General features: G+C 39.0%; 26 protein-coding genes, 1 other RNA gene and 1 pseudogene. 10 read left to right on the forward strand and 18 right to left on the reverse strand.

Features of this window, described 5'->3' with window-relative positions:
• Positions 1-53: 53 nt before the first annotated feature.
• The 3 genes and pseudogenes from IHV11_RS08325 to IHV11_RS08335 form a co-directional block, all read left to right on the forward strand.
• Positions 54-2,240: an MMPL family transporter gene (locus IHV11_RS08325; RefSeq protein WP_197194350.1), complete on the forward strand. Its 2,187-nt coding sequence runs from the start codon at positions 54-56 to the stop codon at positions 2,238-2,240.
• An 89-nt stretch (positions 2,241-2,329) separates the two neighbouring features.
• Complete coding sequence (plsY, locus tag IHV11_RS08330; RefSeq protein WP_197194351.1) at positions 2,330-2,917, forward strand: glycerol-3-phosphate 1-O-acyltransferase PlsY; 588 nt, start codon at positions 2,330-2,332, stop codon at positions 2,915-2,917.
• 309 nt (positions 2,918-3,226) lie between these two features.
• Positions 3,227-3,340, forward strand: a pseudogene (locus tag IHV11_RS08335) (YjcZ family sporulation protein); the annotation flags it as partial.
• A gap of 163 nt (positions 3,341-3,503) precedes the next feature.
• On the opposite strand, the gene IHV11_RS08340 reads toward IHV11_RS08335, so the two are convergent.
• Together IHV11_RS08340 and IHV11_RS08345 are read right to left on the reverse strand one after the other, a co-directional pair.
• Positions 3,504-3,932, reverse strand: a complete 429-nt coding sequence (locus IHV11_RS08340; protein WP_197127875.1) for a BrxA/BrxB family bacilliredoxin — start codon at positions 3,930-3,932, stop codon at positions 3,504-3,506.
• Between the two features lie 60 nt (positions 3,933-3,992).
• Complete coding sequence (locus tag IHV11_RS08345; RefSeq protein WP_197194352.1) at positions 3,993-4,664, reverse strand: NAD(P)H-binding protein; 672 nt, start codon at positions 4,662-4,664, stop codon at positions 3,993-3,995.
• 60 nt (positions 4,665-4,724) lie between these two features.
• Here IHV11_RS08345 and IHV11_RS08350 point away from each other — a divergent pair, with 60 nt between their 5' ends.
• A complete protein-coding gene (locus IHV11_RS08350) occupies positions 4,725-5,789 on the forward strand; it encodes an SDR family oxidoreductase (protein WP_197194353.1) in 1,065 nt (354 codons plus the stop codon).
• Between the two features lie 30 nt (positions 5,790-5,819).
• Here the strand turns inward: IHV11_RS08350 and IHV11_RS21195 are convergent, their stop codons facing one another.
• Positions 5,820-6,008, reverse strand: coding sequence for an isochorismatase family protein (locus tag IHV11_RS21195; protein WP_231620209.1), 189 nt, complete (start codon positions 6,006-6,008; stop codon positions 5,820-5,822).
• A gap of 319 nt (positions 6,009-6,327) precedes the next feature.
• Positions 6,328-7,008: an MgtC/SapB family protein gene (locus IHV11_RS08360; protein WP_197127872.1), complete on the reverse strand. Its 681-nt coding sequence runs from the start codon at positions 7,006-7,008 to the stop codon at positions 6,328-6,330.
• Positions 7,009-7,217: 209 nt separating this feature from the next.
• Here IHV11_RS08360 and IHV11_RS08365 point away from each other — a divergent pair, with 209 nt between their 5' ends.
• Positions 7,218-7,553 (forward strand): DUF485 domain-containing protein, encoded by a 336-nt coding sequence (locus IHV11_RS08365; protein ID WP_197194354.1) that lies wholly within the window; start codon positions 7,218-7,220, stop codon positions 7,551-7,553.
• Positions 7,550-9,091 carry a solute symporter family protein gene (locus IHV11_RS08370; protein WP_197127870.1) on the forward strand — a complete coding sequence of 514 codons (1,542 nt, stop codon included), beginning with the start codon at positions 7,550-7,552 and terminating at the stop codon, positions 9,089-9,091. Before IHV11_RS08365 ends, IHV11_RS08370 begins: the two co-directional genes overlap by 4 nt.
• A 205-nt stretch (positions 9,092-9,296) precedes the next feature.
• Here the strand turns inward: IHV11_RS08370 and IHV11_RS08375 are convergent, their stop codons facing one another.
• The 4 genes from IHV11_RS08375 to IHV11_RS08390 form a co-directional block, all read right to left on the reverse strand.
• Positions 9,297-10,715, reverse strand: coding sequence for an amino acid permease (locus IHV11_RS08375; protein WP_197194956.1), 1,419 nt, complete (start codon positions 10,713-10,715; stop codon positions 9,297-9,299).
• 184 nt (positions 10,716-10,899) lie between these two features.
• Complete coding sequence (locus tag IHV11_RS08380) at positions 10,900-11,760, reverse strand: CvfB family protein (RefSeq protein WP_197194355.1); 861 nt, start codon at positions 11,758-11,760, stop codon at positions 10,900-10,902.
• A gap of 79 nt (positions 11,761-11,839) precedes the next feature.
• Positions 11,840-11,989 (reverse strand): YycC family protein, encoded by a 150-nt coding sequence (locus tag IHV11_RS08385; RefSeq protein WP_082861366.1) that lies wholly within the window; start codon positions 11,987-11,989, stop codon positions 11,840-11,842.
• Positions 11,990-12,043: 54 nt separating this feature from the next.
• Positions 12,044-13,732, reverse strand: coding sequence for a formate--tetrahydrofolate ligase (locus tag IHV11_RS08390; protein ID WP_197194356.1), 1,689 nt, complete (start codon positions 13,730-13,732; stop codon positions 12,044-12,046).
• Between the two features lie 179 nt (positions 13,733-13,911).
• Here IHV11_RS08390 and IHV11_RS08395 point away from each other — a divergent pair, with 179 nt between their 5' ends.
• The gene (locus IHV11_RS08395; RefSeq protein ID WP_137789531.1) at positions 13,912-14,238 is read left to right on the forward strand and encodes a 2Fe-2S iron-sulfur cluster-binding protein; all 327 of its coding nucleotides are present in this window, start codon (positions 13,912-13,914) and stop codon (positions 14,236-14,238) included.
• A gap of 172 nt (positions 14,239-14,410) precedes the next feature.
• Here IHV11_RS08395 and IHV11_RS08400 read toward each other — a convergent pair whose 3' ends face one another.
• The 3 genes from IHV11_RS08400 to IHV11_RS08410 are packed head-to-tail and all read right to left on the reverse strand — an operon-like array spanning position 14,411 to position 16,078.
• Positions 14,411-15,055: an HD domain-containing protein gene (locus IHV11_RS08400; protein ID WP_197194357.1), complete on the reverse strand. Its 645-nt coding sequence runs from the start codon at positions 15,053-15,055 to the stop codon at positions 14,411-14,413.
• A 2-nt stretch (positions 15,056-15,057) separates the two neighbouring features.
• Positions 15,058-15,357, reverse strand: coding sequence for a DUF6123 family protein (locus tag IHV11_RS08405; protein ID WP_197127866.1), 300 nt, complete (start codon positions 15,355-15,357; stop codon positions 15,058-15,060).
• 52 nt (positions 15,358-15,409) lie between these two features.
• Positions 15,410-16,078, reverse strand: a complete 669-nt coding sequence (locus IHV11_RS08410) for a reverse transcriptase-like protein (protein WP_197194358.1) — start codon at positions 16,076-16,078, stop codon at positions 15,410-15,412.
• 70 nt (positions 16,079-16,148) lie between these two features.
• Between IHV11_RS08410 and IHV11_RS08415 the strand changes: the two genes are divergently transcribed.
• Positions 16,149-16,556, forward strand: a complete 408-nt coding sequence (locus tag IHV11_RS08415; RefSeq protein WP_197194359.1) for a reverse transcriptase-like protein — start codon at positions 16,149-16,151, stop codon at positions 16,554-16,556.
• Positions 16,549-17,478, forward strand: a complete 930-nt coding sequence (locus IHV11_RS08420) for a DMT family transporter (protein WP_197194360.1) — start codon at positions 16,549-16,551, stop codon at positions 17,476-17,478. The genes IHV11_RS08415 and IHV11_RS08420 overlap by 8 nt, the downstream gene beginning before the upstream one ends.
• Here IHV11_RS08420 and IHV11_RS08425 read toward each other — a convergent pair.
• The 3 genes from IHV11_RS08425 to IHV11_RS08435 form a co-directional block, all read right to left on the reverse strand.
• Positions 17,475-18,362 carry a 5'-3' exonuclease gene (locus IHV11_RS08425; RefSeq protein WP_197127862.1) on the reverse strand — a complete coding sequence of 296 codons (888 nt, stop codon included), beginning with the start codon at positions 18,360-18,362 and terminating at the stop codon, positions 17,475-17,477. The two genes, IHV11_RS08420 and IHV11_RS08425, sit on opposite strands and share 4 nt — an antisense overlap.
• A gap of 82 nt (positions 18,363-18,444) precedes the next feature.
• A non-coding RNA gene (gene ssrS / locus IHV11_RS08430) (6S RNA) lies at positions 18,445-18,629 on the reverse strand.
• 30 nt (positions 18,630-18,659) lie between these two features.
• Positions 18,660-18,800 (reverse strand): hypothetical protein, encoded by a 141-nt coding sequence (locus IHV11_RS08435; RefSeq protein ID WP_197127861.1) that lies wholly within the window; start codon positions 18,798-18,800, stop codon positions 18,660-18,662.
• A 106-nt stretch (positions 18,801-18,906) separates the two neighbouring features.
• On the opposite strand from IHV11_RS08435, the gene IHV11_RS08440 reads away from it, so the two are divergent.
• Entirely contained in the window at positions 18,907-19,158 is a 252-nt protein-coding gene (locus IHV11_RS08440; protein WP_197191082.1) for a DNA alkylation repair protein, read from the forward strand.
• Between the two features lie 38 nt (positions 19,159-19,196).
• On the opposite strand, the gene IHV11_RS08445 is transcribed toward IHV11_RS08440, so the two are convergent.
• From IHV11_RS08445 to IHV11_RS08460, 4 genes are all read right to left on the reverse strand, one after another.
• Positions 19,197-20,633 carry a hypothetical protein gene (locus tag IHV11_RS08445; RefSeq protein WP_197194361.1) on the reverse strand — a complete coding sequence of 479 codons (1,437 nt, stop codon included), beginning with the start codon at positions 20,631-20,633 and terminating at the stop codon, positions 19,197-19,199.
• A 36-nt stretch (positions 20,634-20,669) separates the two neighbouring features.
• Complete coding sequence (locus IHV11_RS08450) at positions 20,670-22,124, reverse strand: hypothetical protein (RefSeq protein ID WP_197194362.1); 1,455 nt, start codon at positions 22,122-22,124, stop codon at positions 20,670-20,672.
• A gap of 141 nt (positions 22,125-22,265) precedes the next feature.
• Positions 22,266-23,573, reverse strand: a complete 1,308-nt coding sequence (gene gabT / locus IHV11_RS08455; protein WP_197127858.1) for a 4-aminobutyrate--2-oxoglutarate transaminase — start codon at positions 23,571-23,573, stop codon at positions 22,266-22,268.
• Positions 23,570-24,832 carry a peptidase gene (locus IHV11_RS08460; protein WP_197194363.1) on the reverse strand — a complete coding sequence of 421 codons (1,263 nt, stop codon included), beginning with the start codon at positions 24,830-24,832 and terminating at the stop codon, positions 23,570-23,572. Before IHV11_RS08460 ends, gabT begins: the two co-directional genes overlap by 4 nt.
• Positions 24,833-24,834 lie beyond the last annotated feature (2 nt).

A 24,834-nucleotide genomic window follows, 5' to 3' on the forward strand; every position in this document is an offset into this window, starting at 1 on the left:
TCATGGAACAAACCTAAAATATGGGAAGATAGAAGTATGAGGAGGCTCCAATAATGAAAAAGGGTTTATCGTTTCAAACCTTAGGAAATATTACATACCGTTTTCGTAAGCTTATTATAACATTTTGGGTTCTAACTACCATTCTCTTAGGCTTTTATGCTGTTAAACTTCCTTCGATCTTAAGCGGCAGCGGGTTTGAAATGGATGGATCTTTCGCAAAAGTAGAAAATATTCTTCAGGATAAGTTTGATCAGCCAAAATCCTCAGTGATGCTTGTCTTTGATTCTAAAAAATATGCTCCTGAAGATCCTGAGTATAAGGCTTTTGTATTGAGCGCGATCAAGAAAATGGACGGCGTCCAAGACGTTGTTGCTATTCAAAGTCCTTATGATGTTCCTGACAAAACGATTAAAGAGAACGTTTCTTTTGCTTCTGTTCAGTTTGATAAAAGTTTTGGAGACCTTAAAACGTCTATTGATCAAATAAGAGATCGGTTGCCAGAAGACAAAGATATCTCTGTTTCTTTAACAGGTGGACCCGTAATTGCTGAAGATATGAATACTGCAAGCCAACATGATCTCGCTAGAGCAGAGGCGATCGGAATACCTGCGGCTCTAATCATTCTTCTCCTCGCTTTCGGCGGTTTAATCGCAGCAGGTTTACCAATCATTGTCGGTTTGATCTCAGTTGCAAGTTCACTTGGCCTTCTCTATTTTTACGGACAGACAACCAATGTGAGCATTTTTTTACTTAATGTTGTTCCAATGATCGGTCTTGCGTTAGGAATAGACTTTGCTCTTTTACTAGTCAACCGTTTTCGTGAAGAGCTTCATCGCGGTATCGAAAAGGCTACTATAATTTCTGTACAAACGGCTGGCCGTTCTATTGCCTTTTCAGGTTTATGTGTGTTCTTAGGACTATCCGGCATGCTGTTGATCGATATTGATATTTTTAAAACCGTTGCGATCGGGGGCATGGTTGTTGTCGTCCTCTCGGTTCTAAATGCTATTACGTTCTTACCGGCCATGTTAGCAGTTCTAGGACAGCGAGTGAACGCTTTAAAATTATTTAAGACAAAAGAGAACAGTAAATCGGTTTGGCATACCTTTGCTGCTTTTGTTATGAAACGACCTATCATCATGGCTGTAGTCGCCGCTCTTGCACTCGGTTTATCTGTTACACCCGTGAAAGACATGAAACTTTCCATACCAGAAGCGGACGCACTGCCACCAGATTACGAATCAAGACTTGCGTTTGAAAAATTCGAAAAAACGTTCGGCGAAGATGAGTTATATCCCGTAACATTAGTAGCTGAATCTAAGAAATCATTTCTTACAGACGAAGGTTCACTCGTAGCTCTTGAAAAACTAACAAAAGATCTTCAAAGTGAAAAAGAAGTAAATAAAACCGAATCTGTTTTCACTTACACAGATCAATTAAACGGGTCAGAGCTCTTTCAAGCTCTGCAGACCGATCAAGGCAAACAGCAGTTTTCCCCTGTTCTGAAACCTTTTATCAATGAAGATACTGCAGTTATTAAAGCTTATTTATCAGTTGATGTGACAGGTGATGACGCGAAACAGTTCGTTAAAAAATGGGAAAAAGAACATGAAGGTCTGTCCATAACAATCGGTGGAGTTACGAAGTTTAATCAGGAGATTTTTGATGAGATCATAGAAAAAGCGCCTTATGGGTTAGCTATTGTTCTTGTTACGACACTCTTCATTCTCATGATCGCATTCCGATCCGTTTTTATTCCGATAAAAGCGATCTTTATGAACATGCTTAGCTTATCCGCTACATTCGGCATCCTTGTTTGGATCTTCCAAAGCGGTGTCATTATGGAACCTGTTGATATCGGACTGATGATTCCCGTCTTCACTTTTGGAATCGTTTTTGGACTCAGTATGGATTACGAAGTCTTCTTGATCTCTAGAATACAAGAGATCTATGAAGAGACAGGCGATAATGATCGTGCTACGTTACTCGGATTAACTTCCACATCTAAGATCATTACATCTGCTGCAGCAATCATGATCGTAATCACAGGATCATTTGCTTTTACAAATGTTATGCCTGTGAAACAGATTGGTATAGCGATTGCACTCGCCATATTTATTGATGCAACCATCGTGAGGATGGTCTTCGTTCCTTCGCTCATGAAACTGCTAGGAGACTGGAATTGGTGGATGCCATTCATAAAGAAAAAAGAGAAAAATAAAAGCGGCACCCTTTCTTAAGGGATGCCGTTTTTAAAAGTAATTGTGGGAAAACCGTACATTATATCCTATAATAAGATTAGCAAGTCTCATATTTAAGGGGTGTTCATATGTTTGAAATCATCATTATTCTTTTACTTTCTTATTTACTCGGCTCGATCCCCTTTGCACTCTTAGTTGGAAAAATAGGATACGGCATAGACATTAGAGAACATGGAAGCGGTAACTTAGGCGGTACGAACACATTTAGAACACTAGGAAAGAAAGCTGGATTTATTGTTTCTGCAGCAGATGTTTTAAAAGGAACACTGGCTGCGAGTCTACCGATATTGCTGGATGTTGACCTTCATCCTCTCATCGCAGGAGTACCTGCTGTAATCGGGCATTGTTATCCTGTGTTCGCAAAATTCAAAGGTGGCAAAGCAGTTGCTACTTCTGGGGGCGTTTTATTATTCGCTCAACCGTTATTGTTTGTACTCGTCTTGTTCACTTTCTTTTTGACATTATACATAAGTAAATACGTTTCTCTGTCATCCATCATGGCTGGAGTTGGTTCTGTAATACTAAGCTTCTTCATAGCAGGTGATTTGCTGACTACGTATATCTTGATCGGTTTTACACTGTTTTTAGTCTATCGGCATAGACAAAACATTGTACGGATCGCTAAGAAAACTGAGCCAAAAGTTAAATGGATCTAGGAATCGTTCTTTTAAAAAAGGACGGTTCTTTTTTTTATTCCATTTTGATTTACATGGACAAGGTTTACTTCATACCCTTTTCATATGGTTTTCTGATAAAAGTCGAAAAATAGGCTCTTCTCCTAAAAAAGTACAGGCGATTTCACTAAAAACTCCGCATTTGTCCGTGTCCGTTTATGTGTTTCGGTCATATGGTGTAATGTGACGTTGACCTAGACTTAAATATTTGGAGGGACTGAAATGGAAAATAAAAAAATGAATATGCCTTATGGTGACAATATGAACATGAACATGAAGCCGGTAGCGAACATGCCGATTCATCATGGTGATTATCATGGCGGAGGCTATGGTGGCTATGGACACGGTTGCGGCTTTTTAATTATTGTTGTTCTATTCATCCTGTTGATCATTATCGGTGCTACTGCGTTTCATTGTAAAGAAGAAGAAGAATACGAATGTGACGAATCTTCATCTTCATCTTCATCCTCATCTCATTAAGTCATCATATTTTAAAAAAGAAAGAGAGAAGCAGATCAGCTTCTCTCTTTCTTATGTTCAAAAATCCATTTATACTAGACCTAGTAAATTAACAATGCTCATCATATGCTCCGAGAAGATTCTCAAGAATCTCTTCAGGTGCATGATTTTCAATGTTATGACGATGAATAAAATGAACGACTTTTCCATCCTTTAATACAGCCATCGACGGTGAAGATGGTGGGATCTCTCCAAAAAACTCTCTCATTTGAGCTGTCGCTTCTTTATCTTGGCCAGCGAAAACCGTTACAAATTGGTCAGGTTTTACCGTATGATTGATAGATGCAACAGCGACTGGACGAGCAAGACCAGCAGCACATCCACAAACAGAGTTGATAACAACTAGTGCTGTACCTTCTGTTTCTTGCATAAAATAATTCACTTCTTCTGGTGTTTTTAATTCTTCAAATCCAGCACGTGTTAGTTCGTCTCTCATCGGCTGAGCCATCTGTTTCATATATTCTTCATAAGCATTCATATTATATATTCCTCCTGAAAACGATTCATTTACATACAATGTTATTATAACGTAAACCGTCTATCTTTTTAAAATGTTTCTGCTTATCTCATGAATCTTCTTGTTCTCTAGAATTTTCACTGTTTCGTTATGAGCGTTGAAAGCTTCTTTTATCATTGCTCTTGCAACAGAACTTGCTTCAATAGGTTCATATTTATTAGGATATATAAAGGGTAGAGCTTTATATAATTTTTCAGCAAATCTTTCTCCCAACCTAAACTCTTCCCGAGCCCCTATTAATAAAGACGGTCTAACAATCGTCAAAGTTGGAATGCTCATTGAGATCAACTGAGATTCCATGCTACCTTTTACTCGATTGTAAAAAAACGTAGAGTTTGCATGAGCACCCATAGCTGAAATTACAGAAACATGCTGTATATTTAACGTATGAGCAAGTCTTCCAAGTTTAATTGGAATATGTAGGTCTACTTCTTCAAATGCTTTCTTAGATTTTACTTTATTCATCGTCGTTCCGATACAGATGAACATAACATCCGCTTCTGTTTGTTCTAGCTCGTAATCAGCTGCTGTAAAATCAAAAATAACTTCTTTTATCTTTTCATGCTTTATATCAGATGACTTTCTAACAAGCAGAATGATCTCTTTACACATAGGATCTGTCAATAATTGCTTCACAACTTCTTTTCCTACTAATCCGCTTGAGCCTGCTATAATTACTGTTTTCTTATTCATGTCATACGGTCCTTTCTGCTGCTAATAAACTTATCTTACCATGAGCTGAGGTGTATATGGATGAACCATACTTATTTTATTACCGGTTACCCTGGATTTATAGCTTCAAAGCTTGTAGATGCTCTTCAAAAAAAGTACCCTTCTTCTACGTTCTATTTATTAATTCTAAAGCATGAACGTGAACTAGCTGAACGAAAATTAGCACCACAACTCGATAACGTTTTTCTGATAGAAGGAGATATTACAAAACAAGATCTCGGACTATCTTCTAACATGATCGTAGAACTTTATGAACGTGTTACACATTCTGTACATCTTGCGGCTCTTTATGATCTGACCATTGCTTATGAACCTGCACATCTCTGCAATGTGATCGGTACAAAAAACGTCCTAACTTTTGTTAGTAAATGTCCTAACCTAAAGCGTTTTTGTTATTTCAGTACTGCTTACGTTTCTGGGGATGAAAAAGGATTGATCTTGGAGAATGACATAAGCATGCCTAATCGTTTTCGTAACTATTATGAACAGACAAAACACGAAGCTGAAGTGCTTGTTCGTGATATGATGGACCAACTACCGATTACAATCATCCGACCTGGTATTATTGTGGGTGATTCAAAAACAGGGGAAACTCTTAAGTTTGATGGTCCTTATTTTATGATGCAGTTTATAAAACGGCTAGCTATGTTCCCAATTCCCTATATAGGAAAAACATCTTCTAAGATCCACCTTGTTCCAGTGGATTTCATTATTGAGGCTTCTCTATTCCTCATGCACGATCGTATAGGTGAATCCAAAACGTATCATGTGCTTAGTCCCGATTCACCCTCCATACAAAAAGCATATACTCTTTTATGCCAAGAGCTATCAGGAAAAAAGCCAAGCTGGACGTTAAACCGGAAAGTAGCTGAACGTTGCTTATCCATTTCATACATTTCCAAGTGGCTTGGTGTTCCACTTGAAACCCTTTCTTATTTTTCTCATGATGCTATATATGATACTTCACAACTCGTAAAAGACTTGGAAGGGTCAGGCATCTTTTGTCGGACATTTGAAGAGTATGTAGGATCAATGGTTCACTATTATAAAAACAATGCTAAAGATAAAAATTTAATAAGACACTAAAAAGGGTGACGTGCTTCGTCACCCTTTTTCTTATACTGAATTATGATTCTTACTGACAACACTTGCACTAAGTGTATCTTTAAAGTGGGATAGTCCCATTCGTGACCAGACGCGCAAAAACTTTAAAAGTGCGTCTTCGTGAACGACAAGCGTGAAGCCTCTATTGTAAGCATCCACAGCAGTAAGTAGTGCACATATATCTGTAAAAACTCCTGTCAAATGCAGCCCTTGTATCCCTTTTCTTTAATCTCCAATTCGGTTCCAGCAAATGCGCTGTACCTCGTCTTATCTAACCATGAATCTGATTGCTTCGTCTTTATGATTATCAACATATACTTTGTTCAATTCACCATAAGAGGAGGAAACAGTTTACTTTCAGGTTCATAACGATCGTTTCTTCATGTATATCATTTGAGAATACAACGTAATCTTCTTCCTGCAGAAACTGTTCTTTTCACTCTATAACTCGACATTGAATCTCCTGACCGGGTCTGCCACACACGTTAATTTATCATCATTCTTTTAAAAGATCCTCTGATCAACCAAGTGTTTCAATTTCCACACTACGGATACCATCAATCTTTTTCACATCATCATAAAGATCTGTAGTGTACCTTTTTTCGTAGATGGAAGCTGCCATCTCCATTTTTTTGTAGTCATTCTCAAGGTCCTTAATTCGAACATTAACGATCTTCACTTTCAGTTCATTGATCTCTTTCATAACATCACTCATTATCGTATCTGGGTTGACGACTAATTTTAACTTGATGTCAATCTGCCTTAATGCTTTTGGACCGATCCATTTCATGATTAGAGGAATCAGTTCCACACTGATAAGAATTAAAAACGCACCTGCAGCAGCCTCTTTATAAAAACCAGCTCCTGCTGCAATTCCTAATCCAGATGCGCCCCATATCATAGCAGCAGTTGTTAGTCCTGAAATGACATCGTTGCTTCTTCTTAAAATAACACCAGCTCCAAGAAAACCAATCCCACTAACAATCTGAGCGGCTAAACGCATAGGGTCCATGACTGTTTGGCCAGATAGAAGTGAAAATTGTCTAGCAGATTCTATGCTAACAATCGTGAGCAAACAACTGCTGATGGAGATTACAAGGCTCGTTTTGAGACCTACGGGTTTGTTCTTCAACTCCCTCTCTATACCGATAATCAACCCGAAGAATGCCGACATTCCAAGTTTCACTAAGACAAGACTCATGATGTTTACACCTCTCTCCTGTTTTTGCCCTCTTTTAATAATACGCAAATCATCCCATTAAATCCTTCTAACTTCAAGAACGATTCCCGTTGAATCATGACGTTGCTCCGTATATAATAGAAATTGATTTTATCAGAAAATAAAGATTATTCAGTAAAAGGGGGTATGGAGAACTAACTTCATTCATTTTAATAAGAGGAGGAAAAGCATTGTTACCAAAAAAACAGCAAAATTACGAACATTCAAGGTACAGTGAAATCGTTAAAACGAATCGGTTTCAGCAATTAATGGCTGAGAAAAAACGTTTCATCCTTCCAATGACCGTGTTTTTTTTACTGTTTTATTTCAGCCTTCCCATCCTAACTGCTTATACAAATGTACTGAATCAGAATGCGATCGGCGATATTACCTGGGCTTGGATCTTTGCTTTCGCTCAGTTTATCATGACGTGGGCTCTGTGTATGATTTATACAAAACGGGCCAAGCGCTTTGACGAACTCGCTGAAAAAGTGATAGCCGATATGGACAAGGAGGCTTCCTCATGAATGGTACAGCATTTTCTTTGTTTCTAGGAATCGTTGCTCTTACTTTAGTCATAACCTATTTTGCTTCAAAGAAAACAAAAACAACTAGTGACTTCTACACAGCTGACGGTGGATTGACCGGGATGCAGAATGGTCTTGCAATCGCCGGAGATTATATGTCGGCCGCTTCATTCCTCGGTATTGCGGGCACGATCGCATTATCTGGGTTTGATGGCTTCTTTTATAGCATCGGTTTTCTTGTGGCGTATCTGGTCGTGCTGTTCTTAGTAGCTGAGCCTCTTCGTAATCTAGGGAAATATACGATGGCTGATATGATTGCTGCAAGGTTTAATGATAAAAAGGTTCGTGGTGTTGCGGCCTTGAATACGATGGCGATCTCAACATTCTATATGGTCGCTCAATTAGTAGGTGCTGGTGCTCTTATCAAACTATTATTAGGGATTGAGTACATATATTCGGTACTTATCGTAGGCGTATTGATGACTGTTTATGTGGTATTCGGTGGTATGACAGCCACATCATGGGTACAAATCGTAAAAGCCATTCTATTGATGCTTGGTACGTTTATCATCTCTGTCATGGTGTTCGCAAAATTTGGTTTCAGCTTTACTGAGATGTTCAATCAAGTTAAAAACGCCACCCCACTAGGCGAATCGTTCTTGAACCCTGGTAATAAGTTCAAAGATCCGCTTGATACGATCTCTTTAAACTTAGCACTTGTCTTAGGGACTGCCGGACTTCCTCATATACTTATCCGTTTCTTTACGGTAAAAGATGCTCCTACTGCTAGAAAATCGGTTGTTTACGCGACTTGGTTGATTGGCGCTTTTTACATCATGACGATCTTTTTAGGATTTGGTGCTGCAGCTTTTGTAGGACAAGATCAGATCGTTGCTGCAAATGCAGCTGGAAATATGGCAGCTCCACTGTTAGCAGAAGTACTTGGAGGAGAATTTCTTTTTGCATTTGTTTCTGCTGTTGCGTTCGCTACTATCCTAGCTGTCGTAGCTGGTTTGGTTTTGTCAGCTGCTTCTGCTTTTGCTCATGACTTTTATACACATATCATCAGAAAAGGTCATGCAACAGAAAAAGAACAGATGAAAGCCGCAAAATGGGCTTCAGTAGGGGTAGCGATCATCTCCATCATACTGGCATTATTCGCACAAAAATTAAATGTCGCTTTCTTAGTCTCTCTCGCCTTTGCTGTAGCAGCTAGTGCGAACCTTCCTATCATTCTTTTAACGATTTTTTGGAAGCGCTTTAATACAGCAGGAGCCGTGACGGGAATGCTAGTAGGACTCATTAGTTCACTTGTTTTGGTTATGATCTCGCCAAGTGTATGGTCTCCTGTAGAAGGAGCAGCAATTCTTACGGGGGAAGCCATCTTTCCACTTGCTAACCCAGGGATTGTTTCCATACCATTAGGGTTCTTAGGCGCTATCATCGGAACGTTGCTTACTAAACCATCAGACGTTGATAAGTTTAATGAAATTTTAGTAAAAGCAAATACAGGGTCCGGCCTTCGTAAAGGTGCTTGATGATAAAAGGCTGTTTTTGGATTCATTGTTGCTATTGAAAGTATTGATTTCCGTTTCAGATGGGGCAGGCGGTGAGCCACATTCGTACGTTTCCGTATAAGTGTCTCACCTGCCGGCCTGTCCCACAGGAGTCTCGCATCCTCCACTTCAATCAAAAAACTAAAAGGCAACAATCTTGTACAAAGAGCTATAAAAAAACCGGCTATTAATCAGCCGGTTTTTTGATGGAATCAGTTTGTTTTGGAACAAAGGGATAAAATAAGATCCCTGATGCCAGTAAAGCGATTCCGAACAAGAACGTTTTGATATCTGCGGTACCAGCGTAGATGACCCACAACGAATAAATGGCAGCTACTGCTGCAATGATCCCATCTGTTGTTCGATTTCTTCCTGATTTTTCATACGTCTCTCCTCTCATAACGAGCTTCAACTGGTAAAGAGACGCGAACAAATATGGTACTAGAAAAGCTAATGTTGCTATAAAGATCATAAAATCAAAAGCTGATGCCATCGATTGAGAAATCACAGAAAACAAGAAAAGCTGTGTGCATAGGTTCGTGATCCAAAGAGAGAAAACGGGTGCGCCTTTTTTGTTTTCTTTCAAAAAGTTTGTTATAAACATTCGTTGCTGTGCTGCCTGAAAAGGGACCTCTGCAGAAAGTAAAACCCAACCTACAGTTGCTCCCAATAATGAGATCACTCCTAAAGCAGCCATGATCATACTTCCAGAAGGCCCAATAGCTGCCATTAACGAATCAACTAGAGGTTTTTGAGAATTGATCAATTCCTCTTGCTGCAGTGTTCCCATAACTAGCAATGTAATACTTAGATATAAAGCAAGTGCTATTAAAAGTCCTAGGATCGTCGCTTTTTTTACATCGCTTTTCTTTTTAGCACGCGTTGCAAAAACAACTGCAGATTCTACTCCTACAAATGCCCATAATGTTGCGATTGCAGCATTATTTATCTGCGATAGAAAACCAGAAGTAACACCGCCTTCACTCTCGATCGGCTCATAAAAAGGGACGAGATTGCTGCTTTGGAACGCAAATAGACATGCTAGTATAAATAGTAAGAATCCTAAAACTTTAGCCAAAGTAGCAATAAAGTTTACCTTCCCTGCTCCCTCAATGCCGTTAAGAATCAAAAAGTGAACGCTCCATAAAAGAATGGAACAGATAATAAAGGTGATGACTCCTCCTAGTTTCACAGATGTACCCATCACAGTAAATAAAATTGTTCCGTTCGTCATAACAGGGAAAAAGGTAGAAAGATAACTTGCAAACGTAGTGATGATCGCCACATTACCTGACCAATTAGCTACCCAATATCCCCAGCTTACAAGGTACCCGGCTAATAGTGATGATTGCGAATCTTGTTTGAACAAAGCTTTCGCATAGTTTTGTGGCCCTCCATTTAACTCTGGCTTTCTTAAACTCAAATTTCCGAATACAAGAGCTGTCATCAATACACCAAAACCTGTAATCAGCCAGGCTGTTAATACACCAGATGGACTAGCTACTTCTGCTAATGATCGTGGCAACATGAAAATACCCGATCCTACCATATTTCCTACTACAAGCGCTGTTAAAACCCAAAAGCCCAGATTTCTTTTCAAAGTAATTCCACCTTCCTCTAGGCTTATTTTACCCAATGAAGGACATTGCAAATCCTGTTGTTATATGGATTAGAAAGGCTATATGAAAAGTAAGAATCGAAAATAAAAAATTAGTGCTAAAAAATATAAGCATAGATATAGAAAATACCCATCAAAAAGAAAAAAAGCCTGATCATCAGGCCTTTCCCCCTTAGATTTGAAGATATGTTTTTCCGTCTTCTTGAACGATTTTTTCTTCTTTCATAAGTTTACCAAGAGCTCGTTTGAATGCAGCTTTACTCATCTGAAAAGTCTCTTTGATCTCTTCTGGAGATGACTTATCTGTTAGAGGCATCTGTCCTTTGTTTTCTCTTAAATATTGATAGATGCGTTCAGAATCCTCACTATAGGCAATTTCTTTTCTAGCTCTCATCGATAAGTTCATTCTTCCATCTTCTCGAACGAACGCTACACGAGCTCCGAGCTTCTGCCCAAGACGAGGCTTAACCTTTAATTCATCGTTATGAATGAATCCGATGTGCTGTGACTCAGTGAACAGAAGTACACCCGCTTCATTAATCTTATAAACATATCCTGAAGTTTGCTGATTAAACATTTCTTCTGTTGCCGCTTCTGCTTGTTCTACCATCTCTTCTTCTGTAGCTAAGTCAGCAAAGATCCGGCCTTTTTTATCTAATTTCATGCCTGAATATACACGGTCGCCAAGATGCGGCCATTCATCCCATGATTCTGGAAGATCGTCTTTTGATAAGAGAATATCTTTCTTAATGCCGATATGAAGAAATACCCCTAACTTCCGATTCACACCTGCTACTTCTAGCCAAGCTAATGAATCGAGACGAACTTTTGGAATAGTTTCTGTCGCAGCCAGTCTTCCTTCATGATCTTGATATAAAAAGACTTCTACCATGTTTTCTTCTTCATGTTTGCTTTTTGCTTCAGATCGATGTAAAAGTACTTCTTTGCCATCTTCAAGATCTAAAACATAGCCTAGGTCAGAAATCCGAACAACTTTAAGTGTATACACTAAACCAGGTTTTTTTGTATCCATATTTTCATTCCTTTTTTTAAAAGATAGATAATAAAAAAGAAAAAACCTACATAGTAGGTTTTCGCCTTCTTGTTCTTAATTATTCATCCTTATTTTCTTTGGATGCTTCCAATTCCATCAGCTTTTTTACTAAAATATGCTGAGGCATATGCATCAACTGTTCAAGAGGCACGTTTAGCGCTTTTGCTAATTTCACCGCAGTATCAGCTGAAAGTTGTAATGGTTTCATATGCATCCCTCCTACAGAAGTATAGCAGTTTATAAGGATACTTTACACTATTTCTTAAAATAGTCCTACTGCTTTCCCGTCTTCTGATACATCCATGTTGTTTGCTGCAGGTACTTTTGGAAGTCCTGGCATCGTCATGACATCACCTGTAAGAGCAACGATGAACCCAGCTCCAATCGACGGTTTAAGTTCTCTGATCGTAATCGTAAAGTTTTCTGGACGACCGAGTTTTTTTGGATCATCTGAGAATGAATATTGAGTCTTAGCCATACATACAGGCAATTGATCCCATCCGAAATCAGTGTACTGCTTCATTTGCTTTACAGCTTTGGGTGAGAACTGTACTTCTCCTGCTCCGTACACTTTTTTACAGATCGTCTCTATTTTTTCCTGTAAAGAAACGTTCAGTTCATAAAGAGGTTTGTAATTATTCTCTTCAGTTTCAATCGTCTCTAATACTCTATTCGCCAATGCCTCTCCACCTTGTCCGCCTTTAGCCCAAACATCAGCTTCTTCGGCAGCAACACCTTTTCTATTGCACCAATCTTTTATGAAAGCGACCTCTTCGTCCGTGTCCGTCACAAATTTGTTGATCGCAACAACAACAGGTACCCCAAATTCTTTCAATGTTTCTAAATGTTTCTCGAGGTTAGGCATCCCTTTTTGAAGAGCATCTAAGTCCGGGTTCTTCAAATATTCTTTTGCAAGACCTCCATGCATCTTAAGTGCTCTTACTGTAGCAACAATAACAACTGCACTTGGATGGATACCCGCATATCGCGCTTTAATATCTAAGAACTTCTCCGCTCCAAGGTCAGCGCCGAATCCAGCTTCTGTTACGACCATCTCACCGAGTTTAGATGCCAATTTTGTCGCGATAACACTGTTACATCCATGAGCAATGTTTGCAAAAGGGCCACCATGTACAAGTGCAGGCGTGTTTTCTAATGTTTGTACGATATTCGGGCGAATCGCATCTTTTAAAAGTAATGTAAGTGCTCCATGAGCATTCAGATGTCCGGCGGTAACGGGTTGATTGTCGTAATCAAACGCCACTACCATCTTAGAAAGTCTCATTTTCAAGTCTTCGAGGTCATTTGCCAAACAGAAGATCGCCATCACTTCTGATGCAACCGTAATATCGAATCCATCCTCTCGAGGAACACCTTGAACGGGTCCGCCTAAGCCGATGACGATCTTTCTTAATGCTCGATCATTCATATCTAATGCACGCTTCCAAACGATACGGCGCGGATCTATGTTCAATTCATTTCCTTGGTGTATATGGTTATCGATTAATGCTGCTAATGCGTTATTAGCAGTTGTTATGGCATGCAGGTCTCCTGTGAAGTGAAGATTAATATCTTCCATCGGCATCACTTGAGAGTATCCTCCGCCTGCTGCACCACCTTTAATACCCATGCTAGGGCCAAGTGATGGTTCACGTAAAGCGATAATCGTTTTCTTTCCAACACGATTGAGTGCTTGTCCAAGCCCCACGGTTACCGTAGACTTGCCCTCTCCAGCTGGTGTTGGACTAATTGCTGTTACTAAGACGACTTTTCCATCTTCAACATTCTGAAGTTTTTGAAACAGATCTAATGATAGCTTTCCTTTGTATCTTCCATAAGGCTCCCAATCATCTTCTTCAATTCCTAGTTGTCCTACAATTTCTTCGATTCGAAGCATTTTCGCTGATTGGGCAATCTCGATATCACTTTTGAACGTAACCTTTTCTAGCATGTTGATTTAACCCTCCATCATATGTAATAGACTCCACTCTCTATTGTATATGAAACAAGTATGTGATGCGATTAGTTTTTCTATTACAACTTCTAATCATGTAGTTTACTTGCTAAGAGGTTATCGTATAATAAGAATGGAAAGAAATACTAAGTGTTAATTTTAAGGAGGCAGGTAAAATGGCAAAAATTGATGTGCGTGGATTTGGTACATATGAGATTGAAAATGGCAAAAAACTTGTAAATGCACTTGAAGACAACGGAATTGACATTCTCCACCGCTGTGGAGGCAAAGCGAAATGTACAACATGCCGAGTGGAAGTATTGTCAGGAGATCTAGGACCGATCGGTGAGAATGAAGCGAATATTATCGCTACGAAGGGTCTATCTGGTAATGTAAGATTATCTTGCCAGATTTGTGTGAGTGAAGATGCATCGATCAATCCTGTTCTTACAGTAACATCAGAAGGACTAGACGCTGGGCCACGACCAGCAGAAGAGTGTTAGTCTACATTCTAAATAACTAAAAAAGGCCATTATTTTGGCCTTTTTTTAATACAGATCATTCACTATAAAATGACAACCTAAACTAAGATTGTTGATTTTGAATGTTTATATTCTCTTCCTATGAAAGTTGATCGAAGCGGAAATCAACCATTTTCATAGAAAACTTACTTACTCACTTTTTGCCTTCCCACTCTTCAAGAAACTGCTCTAGAAAGTTTTCTAGAAAGGCATGCCGGTCATCTGCTAGTTTTTTTGCATAAGGAGTATTCATCCCATGCTTTAATTTTAACAACTTTTCGTAGAAGTGATTAATAGCTGTACTTCTTTCATTCCGATACTGCTCTTTTGTCATCGTCTCTCGAACAGGAATCGCAGGGTCATACATTAATTGTCCTTTTGCTCCGGAATACGCGAATGTTCTTCCGATTCCGATCGCTCCAATCGCGTCTAAACGGTCGGCATCCTGTACGACCTTACCCTCAATCGATTCCATCTCTTTTCCACTACCGCCTTTAAATGACATCGTAGAGATGATTGTCATAATATGCGTGATGTATGCTTTTTCCACGGAAATGGATTCTAACCATTGTTTCACTTCTTTTAGACCTTCTTCTTCAGTTCCAGCAATTTTTTCGTCAGCTATGTCGTGTAAAAGTGCAGCCATCACACAAACAAAATGGTCTGCACCTTCTTTTTCTGCAATGTTCAGAGCTAAATTTTTAACGCGATAGATGTGATACCAATCATGACCACTGCTCTCATCTCTTAACTTATCTTTTACAAACGACTCTGTTTGTTCGATCATTTTCTCTTTCATGCTTACCCCACTGTACAAGAATGTTTTCTTTCGTTGTTGGTTTGTAACCGGTCTAGTAGTTCATACGCTTTTTGCTTTGAGGTGATATTTTCGTTAACTAATGACTCTAGTACTGCAATAAAGTAACTTCCGTCAAACGATAACTGTTTAATTAATGTGACTTCTAATGCTATTTTCACTTGAGGTTCACTTGCGTCCGTGTAATGTCTCCCGAAATCTACAAAATGAAGGTCTCCATCACTTAGACGAAACCCTTTTGAAGCTAATAATGCTATATAGTCGTCTAGAACGTTCTCATTCATGTCTACCTCAACCCCAAAATCAAAAGATTCTAGTAAATTGTACCAGTTATATTTAGGAATTATCAATGACTTCTTTCTTAGCTCTTATGATTTTTCCGTTCAATGCTTGTGTTACGAGATGATCTGCATCTTTGTTCTTGTTTCTAGCCACCCATTCATAAACAGGTTCGATCTGAAGTTTCTTCAATAGTGTTTCGATTTTATCTGCCCAGTTCTGGAGGTTCGTTTCATAACATGGCCATTCCCCTTTGAGCTGCTCGATGACAACCTTCGAATCTCCTTGAATCCTAACTTCTTCATATTGGACGCCAAGTTCTTCAAGTTCTTTTACAGCAATCCACAATGCAGCATACTCCGATTCATTATTCGATTCAATATTGGTTAGACTTGCATTCTTTTTAATACGATAGGTTATACCGTTTTGAGAAAAATGAATTATAATGCCTTGACCACTAGTTCCCGTTTCCGACTTAAAACCTCCATCGAAATAAATAGAGATATCTTTTGGTTCTTCTTTTTTGACTTGCGTTAATTTAGTCAGCTCTTTCTTCGTCCAAGTTACATCTTTTGTATCGACGAAAACCAATTCAGACACTCTTCCGGTCTTCTCCAAATCAGTTGCTGTAAAAAGGGCTTCAGTTAGCGGCATAGGGTCAGAAACAAATCGAACCTTAAAGGGGGATTTTGGATGTTTATACATATACTCGATTGAGAAGTTCATAGTAATCTCCTTTTTGTTTTTTATAAAGTCCTTTATAATACGAATATAATCATATAGAGGAGAGAAAGAATTGATAGAGATATACATTGATGGTGCAAGTGCAGGTGATCCCGGACTTTCCGGTGCTGGCATATATGTAAAAGTCGGAAACGGCACTACACATTCGTATCGCTTTCCAATTGGTACGATGAGTAACCATGAAGCAGAATTTAGAGCTCTCATACATGGTTTGGAATTATGTATTGAACATGATTGGAGAATCGTATCGTTCCGCACAGACTCTCAAGCAGTTGAGAGCGCTGTGGATAAAAAATTTGCTAAAGATAAACGCTATACAAAACTTTTAGAAGAAGCTCTAGAGCTTTCAGAGCAATTGGATCTGTTCTTTATTAAGTGGATTCCTTCAAAGCAAAATAAGATCGCAGACGAACTTGCACGACAAGCCATTCAATTAAACAAGAGACCGTCAGATGTTTAGAAAGACTTGGTTTGCCGACTTCAATCTACTTCTTGTAGCTTTGATCTGGGGTTCGACTTTCGTTATCGTCCAGAAAGCGATTGCATTTTTAGAACCTTATTCATTTAACAGCGTGCGTTTTTCCATTGCCGCCATAACATTATTGCTAATTATCTTCTTGTTTAACCGTTCGTCACTCAGTCATTTTACAGACAGAAGTATATGGATCAGCGGTATCATACTTGGCTTTTGGCTATTTTTAGGGTACGGTTTTCAAACTGTCGGATTGTTATATACCACATCTTCAAAAGCTGGGTTCATAACAGGATTAAGTGTTGTCTTGGTGCCTTTGCTCAGCTATTTATTGTTAAAGAACAAACTGAATTGGCAAGTAGGGATTAGCTCTCTATTAGCTGTAATCGGTTTATATTTATTAACGATCCACAACAGCCTCTCGTTGAACACTGGCGATGGTTATGTACTATTATGTGCTATTTCATTTGCTCTTCATATCGTGTTCACAGGAAAGTTTGCTTCATCATACAACGCTATATGTCTAACGATTATCCAACTTTTGACCGTTGCTCTATTTAGTTTTATAACTGCAATCATGATGGAAGATTGGCAGCAGATGTTCACGGCCAAGCTGGTTCAACAGCCGGAAGTAATCAGTGCTCTCTTGATCACCTCATTCTTTGCAACTGCTCTAGCTTTTTTGGCTCAAACACACTTTCAATCGTTTACAACGCCTGCACGAGTGGCTTTAATCTTTGCGATGGAACCTGTTTTTGCGGCACTTACTGCTTATATCATGCTGAATGAACGACTGGGTTCAAAATCATTGTTAGGATGCGGGTTGATTTTACTCGGCATGATTTTATCTGAAATACGGTTCAATAAAAAGTTGATAAAACGCAAACAAAAAGAGTGGGATCTTACTTAACCCACTCTTATTTGAATCTCTAATTCTTCTAATGCGCTTCGAACACTCTGTTTATCTAAAGTATATCTGCATTCTTCTAAGTCTCTGTCGACTACTTCAGGAACATCTGTAAAAATCGTACATAAATCTTTGCTAAGAACAGCCATCTCGCGCCCTGCTTCAAGTTTCTTCAGATACCTCTTATATCTAGGGTCTAGAGTCTCAAAATTTTCATAAATTGATTCAACAGCACCATATTGTTGTATGAGTGGAAGTGCCGCTTTATCACCAACTCCCGCTACTCCAGGAATATTATCACTCTTATCACCTAATAAAGCTTTCACATCAATCCACTGTGCAGGTGTGATTCCATACTCTTCTTGGAAGTGATTCAGTGTATACTTCAGCTCATCTCTTTTTACTGTAATAAGCTGTGAAGTCTTCTCGCATAGAAGCTGTAAAAGATCGCGGTCGTTGCTGTAGATGATACATTCTCCGTCACGTTCGTTTCTCCAGCGATACGCCAGTGTACCGATGATATCATCCGCTTCATATCTAGGAATCGTAAGCTGCGTGATTCCGATGTTATCAAAAAGTTGAACAAGTGTCTCAAATTGCTGGATAAGAGGCTCAGGCAACTCGTTTCTTGTTCCTTTGTAATCAGCAAACTTTTCTCTTCGGAGTGTCTCATCACGTTTAACATCCCAAGCTACTACAATGTGAGAAGGCTCATGATCTCGAACGAGCATAAGCAGTTTCTGAATGGTAACACGTATGGCATTCGTAAACTGCCCTTTTGAGTTTCGAGGAAGATCATGCATTTCTTTTCCATAAGCTGTTGCAAAATAACATCTGCTAAGCAGATTAAATCCATCAATTAACAGTAATACTTCTTTCTTTTCCATCTTCTTTTTATCCCCCGGTAGAAATATGTTATGAAAAAAGCGCATTTTACATGTGATGTAAAATACGCTTGTTGTCGTTTAAGTAAAATCCGCTCTGCCGTGACTTTATATGCCTTTGGAACCTGATCTCTCAGGTGGGTATCCGCAGCTGCCGTTACAGCCTTCCAAGTCGAATGCTAGGCTTGACTGTCTGACAGATCATATTGGATTCCCGTCATTAGCACATAGGTTAAAGACATGGAAAAGCCACGAACATCGCAGAATTTTATTATACTACCAGTTACTTAAGAAGTAAAATCATTTTGTTTTTTTGCCGTGATGCATCTTTTCCACTTCCATCTCAGCATAAGACGCAAATTCGGTTTGGTGTTCTGCACCATTTTCTTTCACGTTGTTGTTACGCTGTGCATTAGCGTTGGCTTTTTTCTGTTTACCCATAATGTATCCCTCCTTTTTCTTACTATGGCTAAAGAAAATAAAAATATAACTTACATAATATTTCCTTGACTGGTTAACTTAAGACTAAAAAGGAGGGTTTCGTTAAATGGCAAATCCTTATTTATGTCCAAACTGCAAGACGAACAGAACGCGTTTTAACGTGATCGAACAAAATCCTGTAGCTGTTAAGCTAGATCCATCCACTGGTGATGTTGTTCAGCAATACGTTGATGGCGAGTTAGATATGTTTCATCTTCCGTATAAAGGTTCAGAACGATTGATTCAGTGTGGCGCATGTGGAATTGTTGGAGAAGAAGAGATGTATATCAAACGTGCTCAAAGTAATCCGAGAGCGTAGAAAAAAGACTGCCGTTTAGCATTGCGGCAGTCTTTTTTCTACTTTTTATTAAGTCCAGGAAGTTTTAAAGGAACTTCTACCTTTTCTTTTAAAGGGTGAATTTTTGCTATTTTTGAAAGAGTAACGGTGAGGTCACCTTTCGGAAGTCCGTCATGAAAAAATAATAAGAACCCCGATTGCTCACTATCGTAAGTTCCCATCACATCAAAATTTTGCAGTGTTTCTCCTGATGAATTTTTGATCGTGACGAGGTTGTTCATAAAACGTTCTTGGTTTTGGATCCTATTCTCATTATAGTTGGGTTGAAAATAAAGATATTCGTCGTGTCCTACATTCTCTACTTTGCTTTCTATAGAAAACCGAATTCCTTTTTCGTTATTGGAAACATCATTTTCAATTCCTCTGTAAACCACTTTAAAATCAGTGTCGTCAGCGATCACTTCATTTTTCTTAATATCTTTTTCAGGATTGCTGGCAAATTGCACTAGATCTTGTTTAGATACTGAAAATGCATACGATTTGTCCGTTCTATGAACGGAGTGCGTAAACGACAATCTTAAAGAATCTGAATCATTCATATTAAGAAGTTCATCTAGAGCTGAATACGTTTCCAGATAGTAATCTGAATCTTCATTTTCTGTGATATCTGTATGTAACGTGTAAAGACTCTGTCCATTTTCAATGGTTCCAAATAGAGAAACAAGATCCTGATCAACCTTTGAATCCAAATTGATTCTAGATCCCATTTGATAGACTTCAAACGCATCTAAATGAATCTTTTGGTCATTGAAAAGCTCTATGGATTTATCAATCGTTTCGGTAGCCAGAACAGGCGGTACGTCAAAGACATTATGAGGCTTGATTTTAAAAGTTAAGTTATCGATTTTCGTCTTTCCTTTGTTCGAAGTGAATGTTGGGTTAAGCAGCTTAACCGTCTCACTGCTAAGAACCTCTTTCCACTCTTCATCCGTTTCAACTTTATCGTATTGGATATGTATCGTCATGGACCGGTACAATTTATGCTTGTACACAACACCACCGATCGCGCCTTCTCCTTCATAAATATCGATAGGAAATTGAAAAGTTTTTCCCTTCTTGGATGTGACCTCAACTTGATTAAACGATAATCGAGGAATATCACTCTCCTCTTTATCCCGTTCTACAAGGTCTACACTGTATAGTATGTACAGCTGTTGCCCGAAGCTATATGTTCTTTCAACCTGGAACTTCCGCTGATTATTCGCTAACGGAATAGAGATCTGACTATTTTTTAATAACTTGAAATGATCGGCAAACTTAAGGTCACTAAATTTTGATTTCTCTGCATCCATTAGTTCTTCCCAGTCTTTCATCACAAGAAAATTTTCATCGTTAACTTGCCATGTTGGCTCTGCATTTTTTTCATATTGCGTGTATATAACAAATCCAATTAATAACAAAAGCCCAATGATGATCTTATTTCGCTTGGTGCTCAAAGTAACCTATCTCCTTTACCACATTCATCGGTATAATCAGTTCACGATCATGATGTTCTTATACTTAATGTTCACCGGATTTTTAAGGGGCTTTAAATAAGAGAGATTCGATATCGTGATCGTCAAGTCACTCTCAGGAATCATGATTGGTTTCATCTCACCATTTTCCATCTCTTCTTTGTTATAAAACGTGATATAGTAGGTAGCTTTATTTTTTTCTTCTGAACTATGCACTTCAAAGTTATTGATTCTCGTTTTCTTCTCATCTGAAATCGAGATAGTATTGTTTTTATACACCCGTTCATAATCGTCAGGTACTTCGGCATCACTATAATAATGATCAGGAATAAGGCGCAGGTGTTGTAAAAGCTGACTAGAATCAGCGAATATGCTCAACCTTATCCTTGGGCTCCCCTCATACATGGTCATCCCTTCATAAACTATAATCGTATTAACAATCTTTAAGATTTCTTGGTTTTTTAATACCGGTTGATTTTTAGTCGCTAAAAACGTTTCAATATCTTTCTTTGGAATTGTCCATGAGAATGAACGAGAATCTTTATGTACAGAAGAAGTAAACGTGACAGACCTTTCTTTTTTCTTGTTAACATCACCTGTCATATCATAGATGGGAATGTAAAACCCGTTTTTATTAGTTCCTAAAATCCCATATGCCAAAGGTTGGTCTTGTAATTTATTGTCTTTGCTCGCAAATCCAATTAAACTTTCATCATTCGGGATTTCTACGCTTAGTCTCTGTTCATAAAGTAAAGCATCTATTGATTTAATCTTTACTTTTTTGTTATATTCATATATAAACGTTTGATCGATCGGCTCACTTTTCAATACTTTTGTGTAAGGATCATCTGAGGGCAACGTTAACGCAATATCCTCAATCGAGTCTACCCCATTGTTTTTAGAAGAAATCGTAAGATCCTGTAGCCGAACGACGTTAGCTTTTGATACGATCGACCAATCGTTCTCTGAAGAATCGAACATACTAGGCATCAGCATCATGGAACGGTATAAACGATGCTTATAAACGAACCCTTCGTCCCTTGTACCTGGCTGACCCATCTCTTCACCAGCCTTGAGGACGAGCTCCTTACCCTCTTTTGTTTGAAACTGCATGTTATTAACAGAGAGCCGTGGTATATTATACTCGTCCTTATCTCTCTCTTTTACATCCACACTGTATAACAGATACATACGACCATTCATATTCCAAATCTTTTCGATCTTTAACGTTCGATACGATTCTTTTAGGGTCACTGTCTTGTTTACCTTTTTAAGAAAACCGTATCTATCTATCATCTCTAATTCATCGAACTTAATATATTCTCTTTTCATTCCATCTTTGAATGAGTTTACGACCGAAAATTGTTCCTTATTTACTGTCCAAGTTGGTTCAACACTTTTTTCGTACTGTGTATAAACAACGAATCCTCCAATTAAGACAGAACCAATCATTAATTTTTTTATGATTTGCAAATCGTACAGCCCCTTTTGTATCTATACCATCATATTAGCATAATTTTCCGAATTTCCATTCCGTTAATATCCATTAATTTGAAAAAAACCTTTGAAATAATAAAGTAACCTCGTCTGAAGAGACGAGGTTACAATCCGTATTTATGACGATACCATTTCACTTACCTTTGCGAGCTGTTTCTCAATCACGTTCAAGCCTTTAAGAAGCTGTTCATCAGAGATTACAAGTGGAGAAAGAATACGGATAACGTTACTGTAAAGGCCAGCCCCCATAATGGCTACCCCATTTTGGTTACAAAGTGCAATGATTTTTTTCGCACGATCTGGGTCGGGCGTTTTCGTCACTTTATCTTTGACGATCTCAAGCGCACACATGGCTCCTATACCTCTGACATCACCGATAAATTCGTATTGGTCTCTCCATTTTGAAAAGGTATTGGTGATCATTTCACCAATCTGATTTGCTCTTGTCAACAATCCTTCTTCTTCAATCATGGAGATGACCTCTAACGCAGCAACGCATCCTAATGGGCTTCCTCCATAGGTACCCCCGATCTCACCAGGAGCTGGTGCATCCATGATTTCCGCTCTGCCTGTTACAGCTGAGATCGGCAGGCCAGCCGCTATCGATTTTGACAAGGTCATGAGATCTGGGACAACATCAAAGTGTTCCATCGCAAACATTTTTCCTGTACGGCCAAATCCAGTTTGTATCTCATCGGCGATTAACAGGATATTGTATTTATCACAAATCTCGCGAAGACCTTTAACGAACGTTTTAGAAGGAATAACGAATCCTCCTTCACCTTGAACGGGTTCAAAGATGATCGCTGCAATTTCCTCAGGTGGAACCTCTCCTAAGAAAAAGTCTTCGAATTTCTTTAAGATCGCTTTATCCGTTTCTTCAACGTTACGGTCTTCTCGGTAATAATATGGATAGGGCATCTTATATGTTTCTGGCGCAAAAGGTCCAAACTCAAACTTATATGGTTTTACTTTGCTTGTTAAACTCATGGCGAGCAACGTCCTGCCGTGAAATCCTCGTTCAAATGAGATGATGGCTTTTCTGCCCGTATATTTTCTTGCGATTTTAACCGCGTTTTCTACAGCTTCTGCACCACTGTTCAAAAAGAACGTTTTTTTATGATGGTCTCCTGGTGTGATTTCGTTTAGTTTTTCTGCTAGCTGAACGTAAGGTTCGTACATCATCACGTGAAAACATGGATGGATGTATTTTTCTATTTGGTTTTTTAGGGCTTCCACTACTCTAGGCGGACAATGACCGACGTTTAACGTTCCGATCGCTCCAGCAAAATCAATATATTCGTTACCATCAACATCAACCATCATACTTCCGCTAGCATGATCCACAAAATTTAAGACCGTATTAAAAGGGCCCCTTGGGACGTTTAATTCTTTTCGTTTTAATAGCTCTTCTGATTTCTTCATCCATTCTCGCCTCCACACCAGTCATAGATTGTTAAAGCTATGATTTCAGCTGCTTCCATGATCTTAGAAATCTCAATATATTCGTTCGGATAATGGGCGACCGAAGTAACGCCTGGCCCGAACACGATCGCCGGAGTATCGCCGACATGAGATAATAAGCCACCATCCGTTCCCCACGGGGACGCTTCGATAATGGGTTGATCTCCAACTACATCTTCATAATTCTTTGAGAGCATGTTCATGAGGGGATGATGAGTTTCAATCAATCCTGGCAGCCACTGTGCACCGAACCATTCAACAGAGATCTTATGCTCTTCTAGCCACGGATCAGAAAGATTGGATAGATAGCTCTCTAGTTCGTTTTTTACTTCTTCCAATGTTTCATTAGGAGCAACGCCAATCCTTCCTTCAACTTCAACTGTATCTGGAACGGATGATGGCCAGTTACCTCCTGAGATCTTCCCTACATTGATCGGGACGGGAATAGGAATATCCTTGTATAGAGGATCTGTCACTCTATCATTTCTGATGATTTCCAATTGTTTAATAGCATCTAGTACGACTACCGCTTTTTCGATAGCACTAACTCCTTCATAACGAGTTCCGCCGTGTGCTGCTTTCCCTTTCACGGTTAACCGGAACCACATAGAACCTTGTTGAGCAGGAAAGATCTTCATATTAGTAGGTTCTGGAATAATAGCTGCGTCTGCTTTGTACCCGCGTAGTACCGCAGCAAGCGTACCTGCACCGCCACTCTCTTCTTCTATTACACTATGAAAAAATAAATCGCCTTGTAATTGGATCCCGGTTTCTTTAAGTGCTTGAATGGCTAGTAAAAGGGAGAGGTTTCCACCTTTCATATCTGTTGAACCTCTGCCGTAAAGTTTGCCATCTATTATTTTCCCACTGTAAGGATGGTCGTTCCATTGGTTCAGATCACCTTCTGGGACGACATCAACATGACCGTTTAGAACAAGTGAACGCCCGTTTCCTTTTCCCCGCCAGATCCCAACAACGTTAGGACTTGTACTGAAATCTGTTCGGCTTGCACAAAAATTGGGATGGCTCGCTAATTCTTCACCATCCGGATACCACATATCCACCTCGAGTCCAATTTCCTCGAGTTTTTTTGCGATCAATTTTTGTACACCCGTTTCATTTCCAGTAGTGCTCGCTTCTTGAACCTTCTTTTGTAAAAAATGAATAGCGTTTTCTTGTTCGTTCATCAACCAGTTTGAGAGTTTTTCTTTAACTAACATGT

Origin of the sequence: Fictibacillus sp. 26RED30 (genome assembly GCF_015903845.1) — a bacterium.
GTDB classification, from domain to species: domain Bacteria; phylum Bacillota; class Bacilli; order Bacillales; family Fictibacillaceae; genus Fictibacillus; species Fictibacillus phosphorivorans.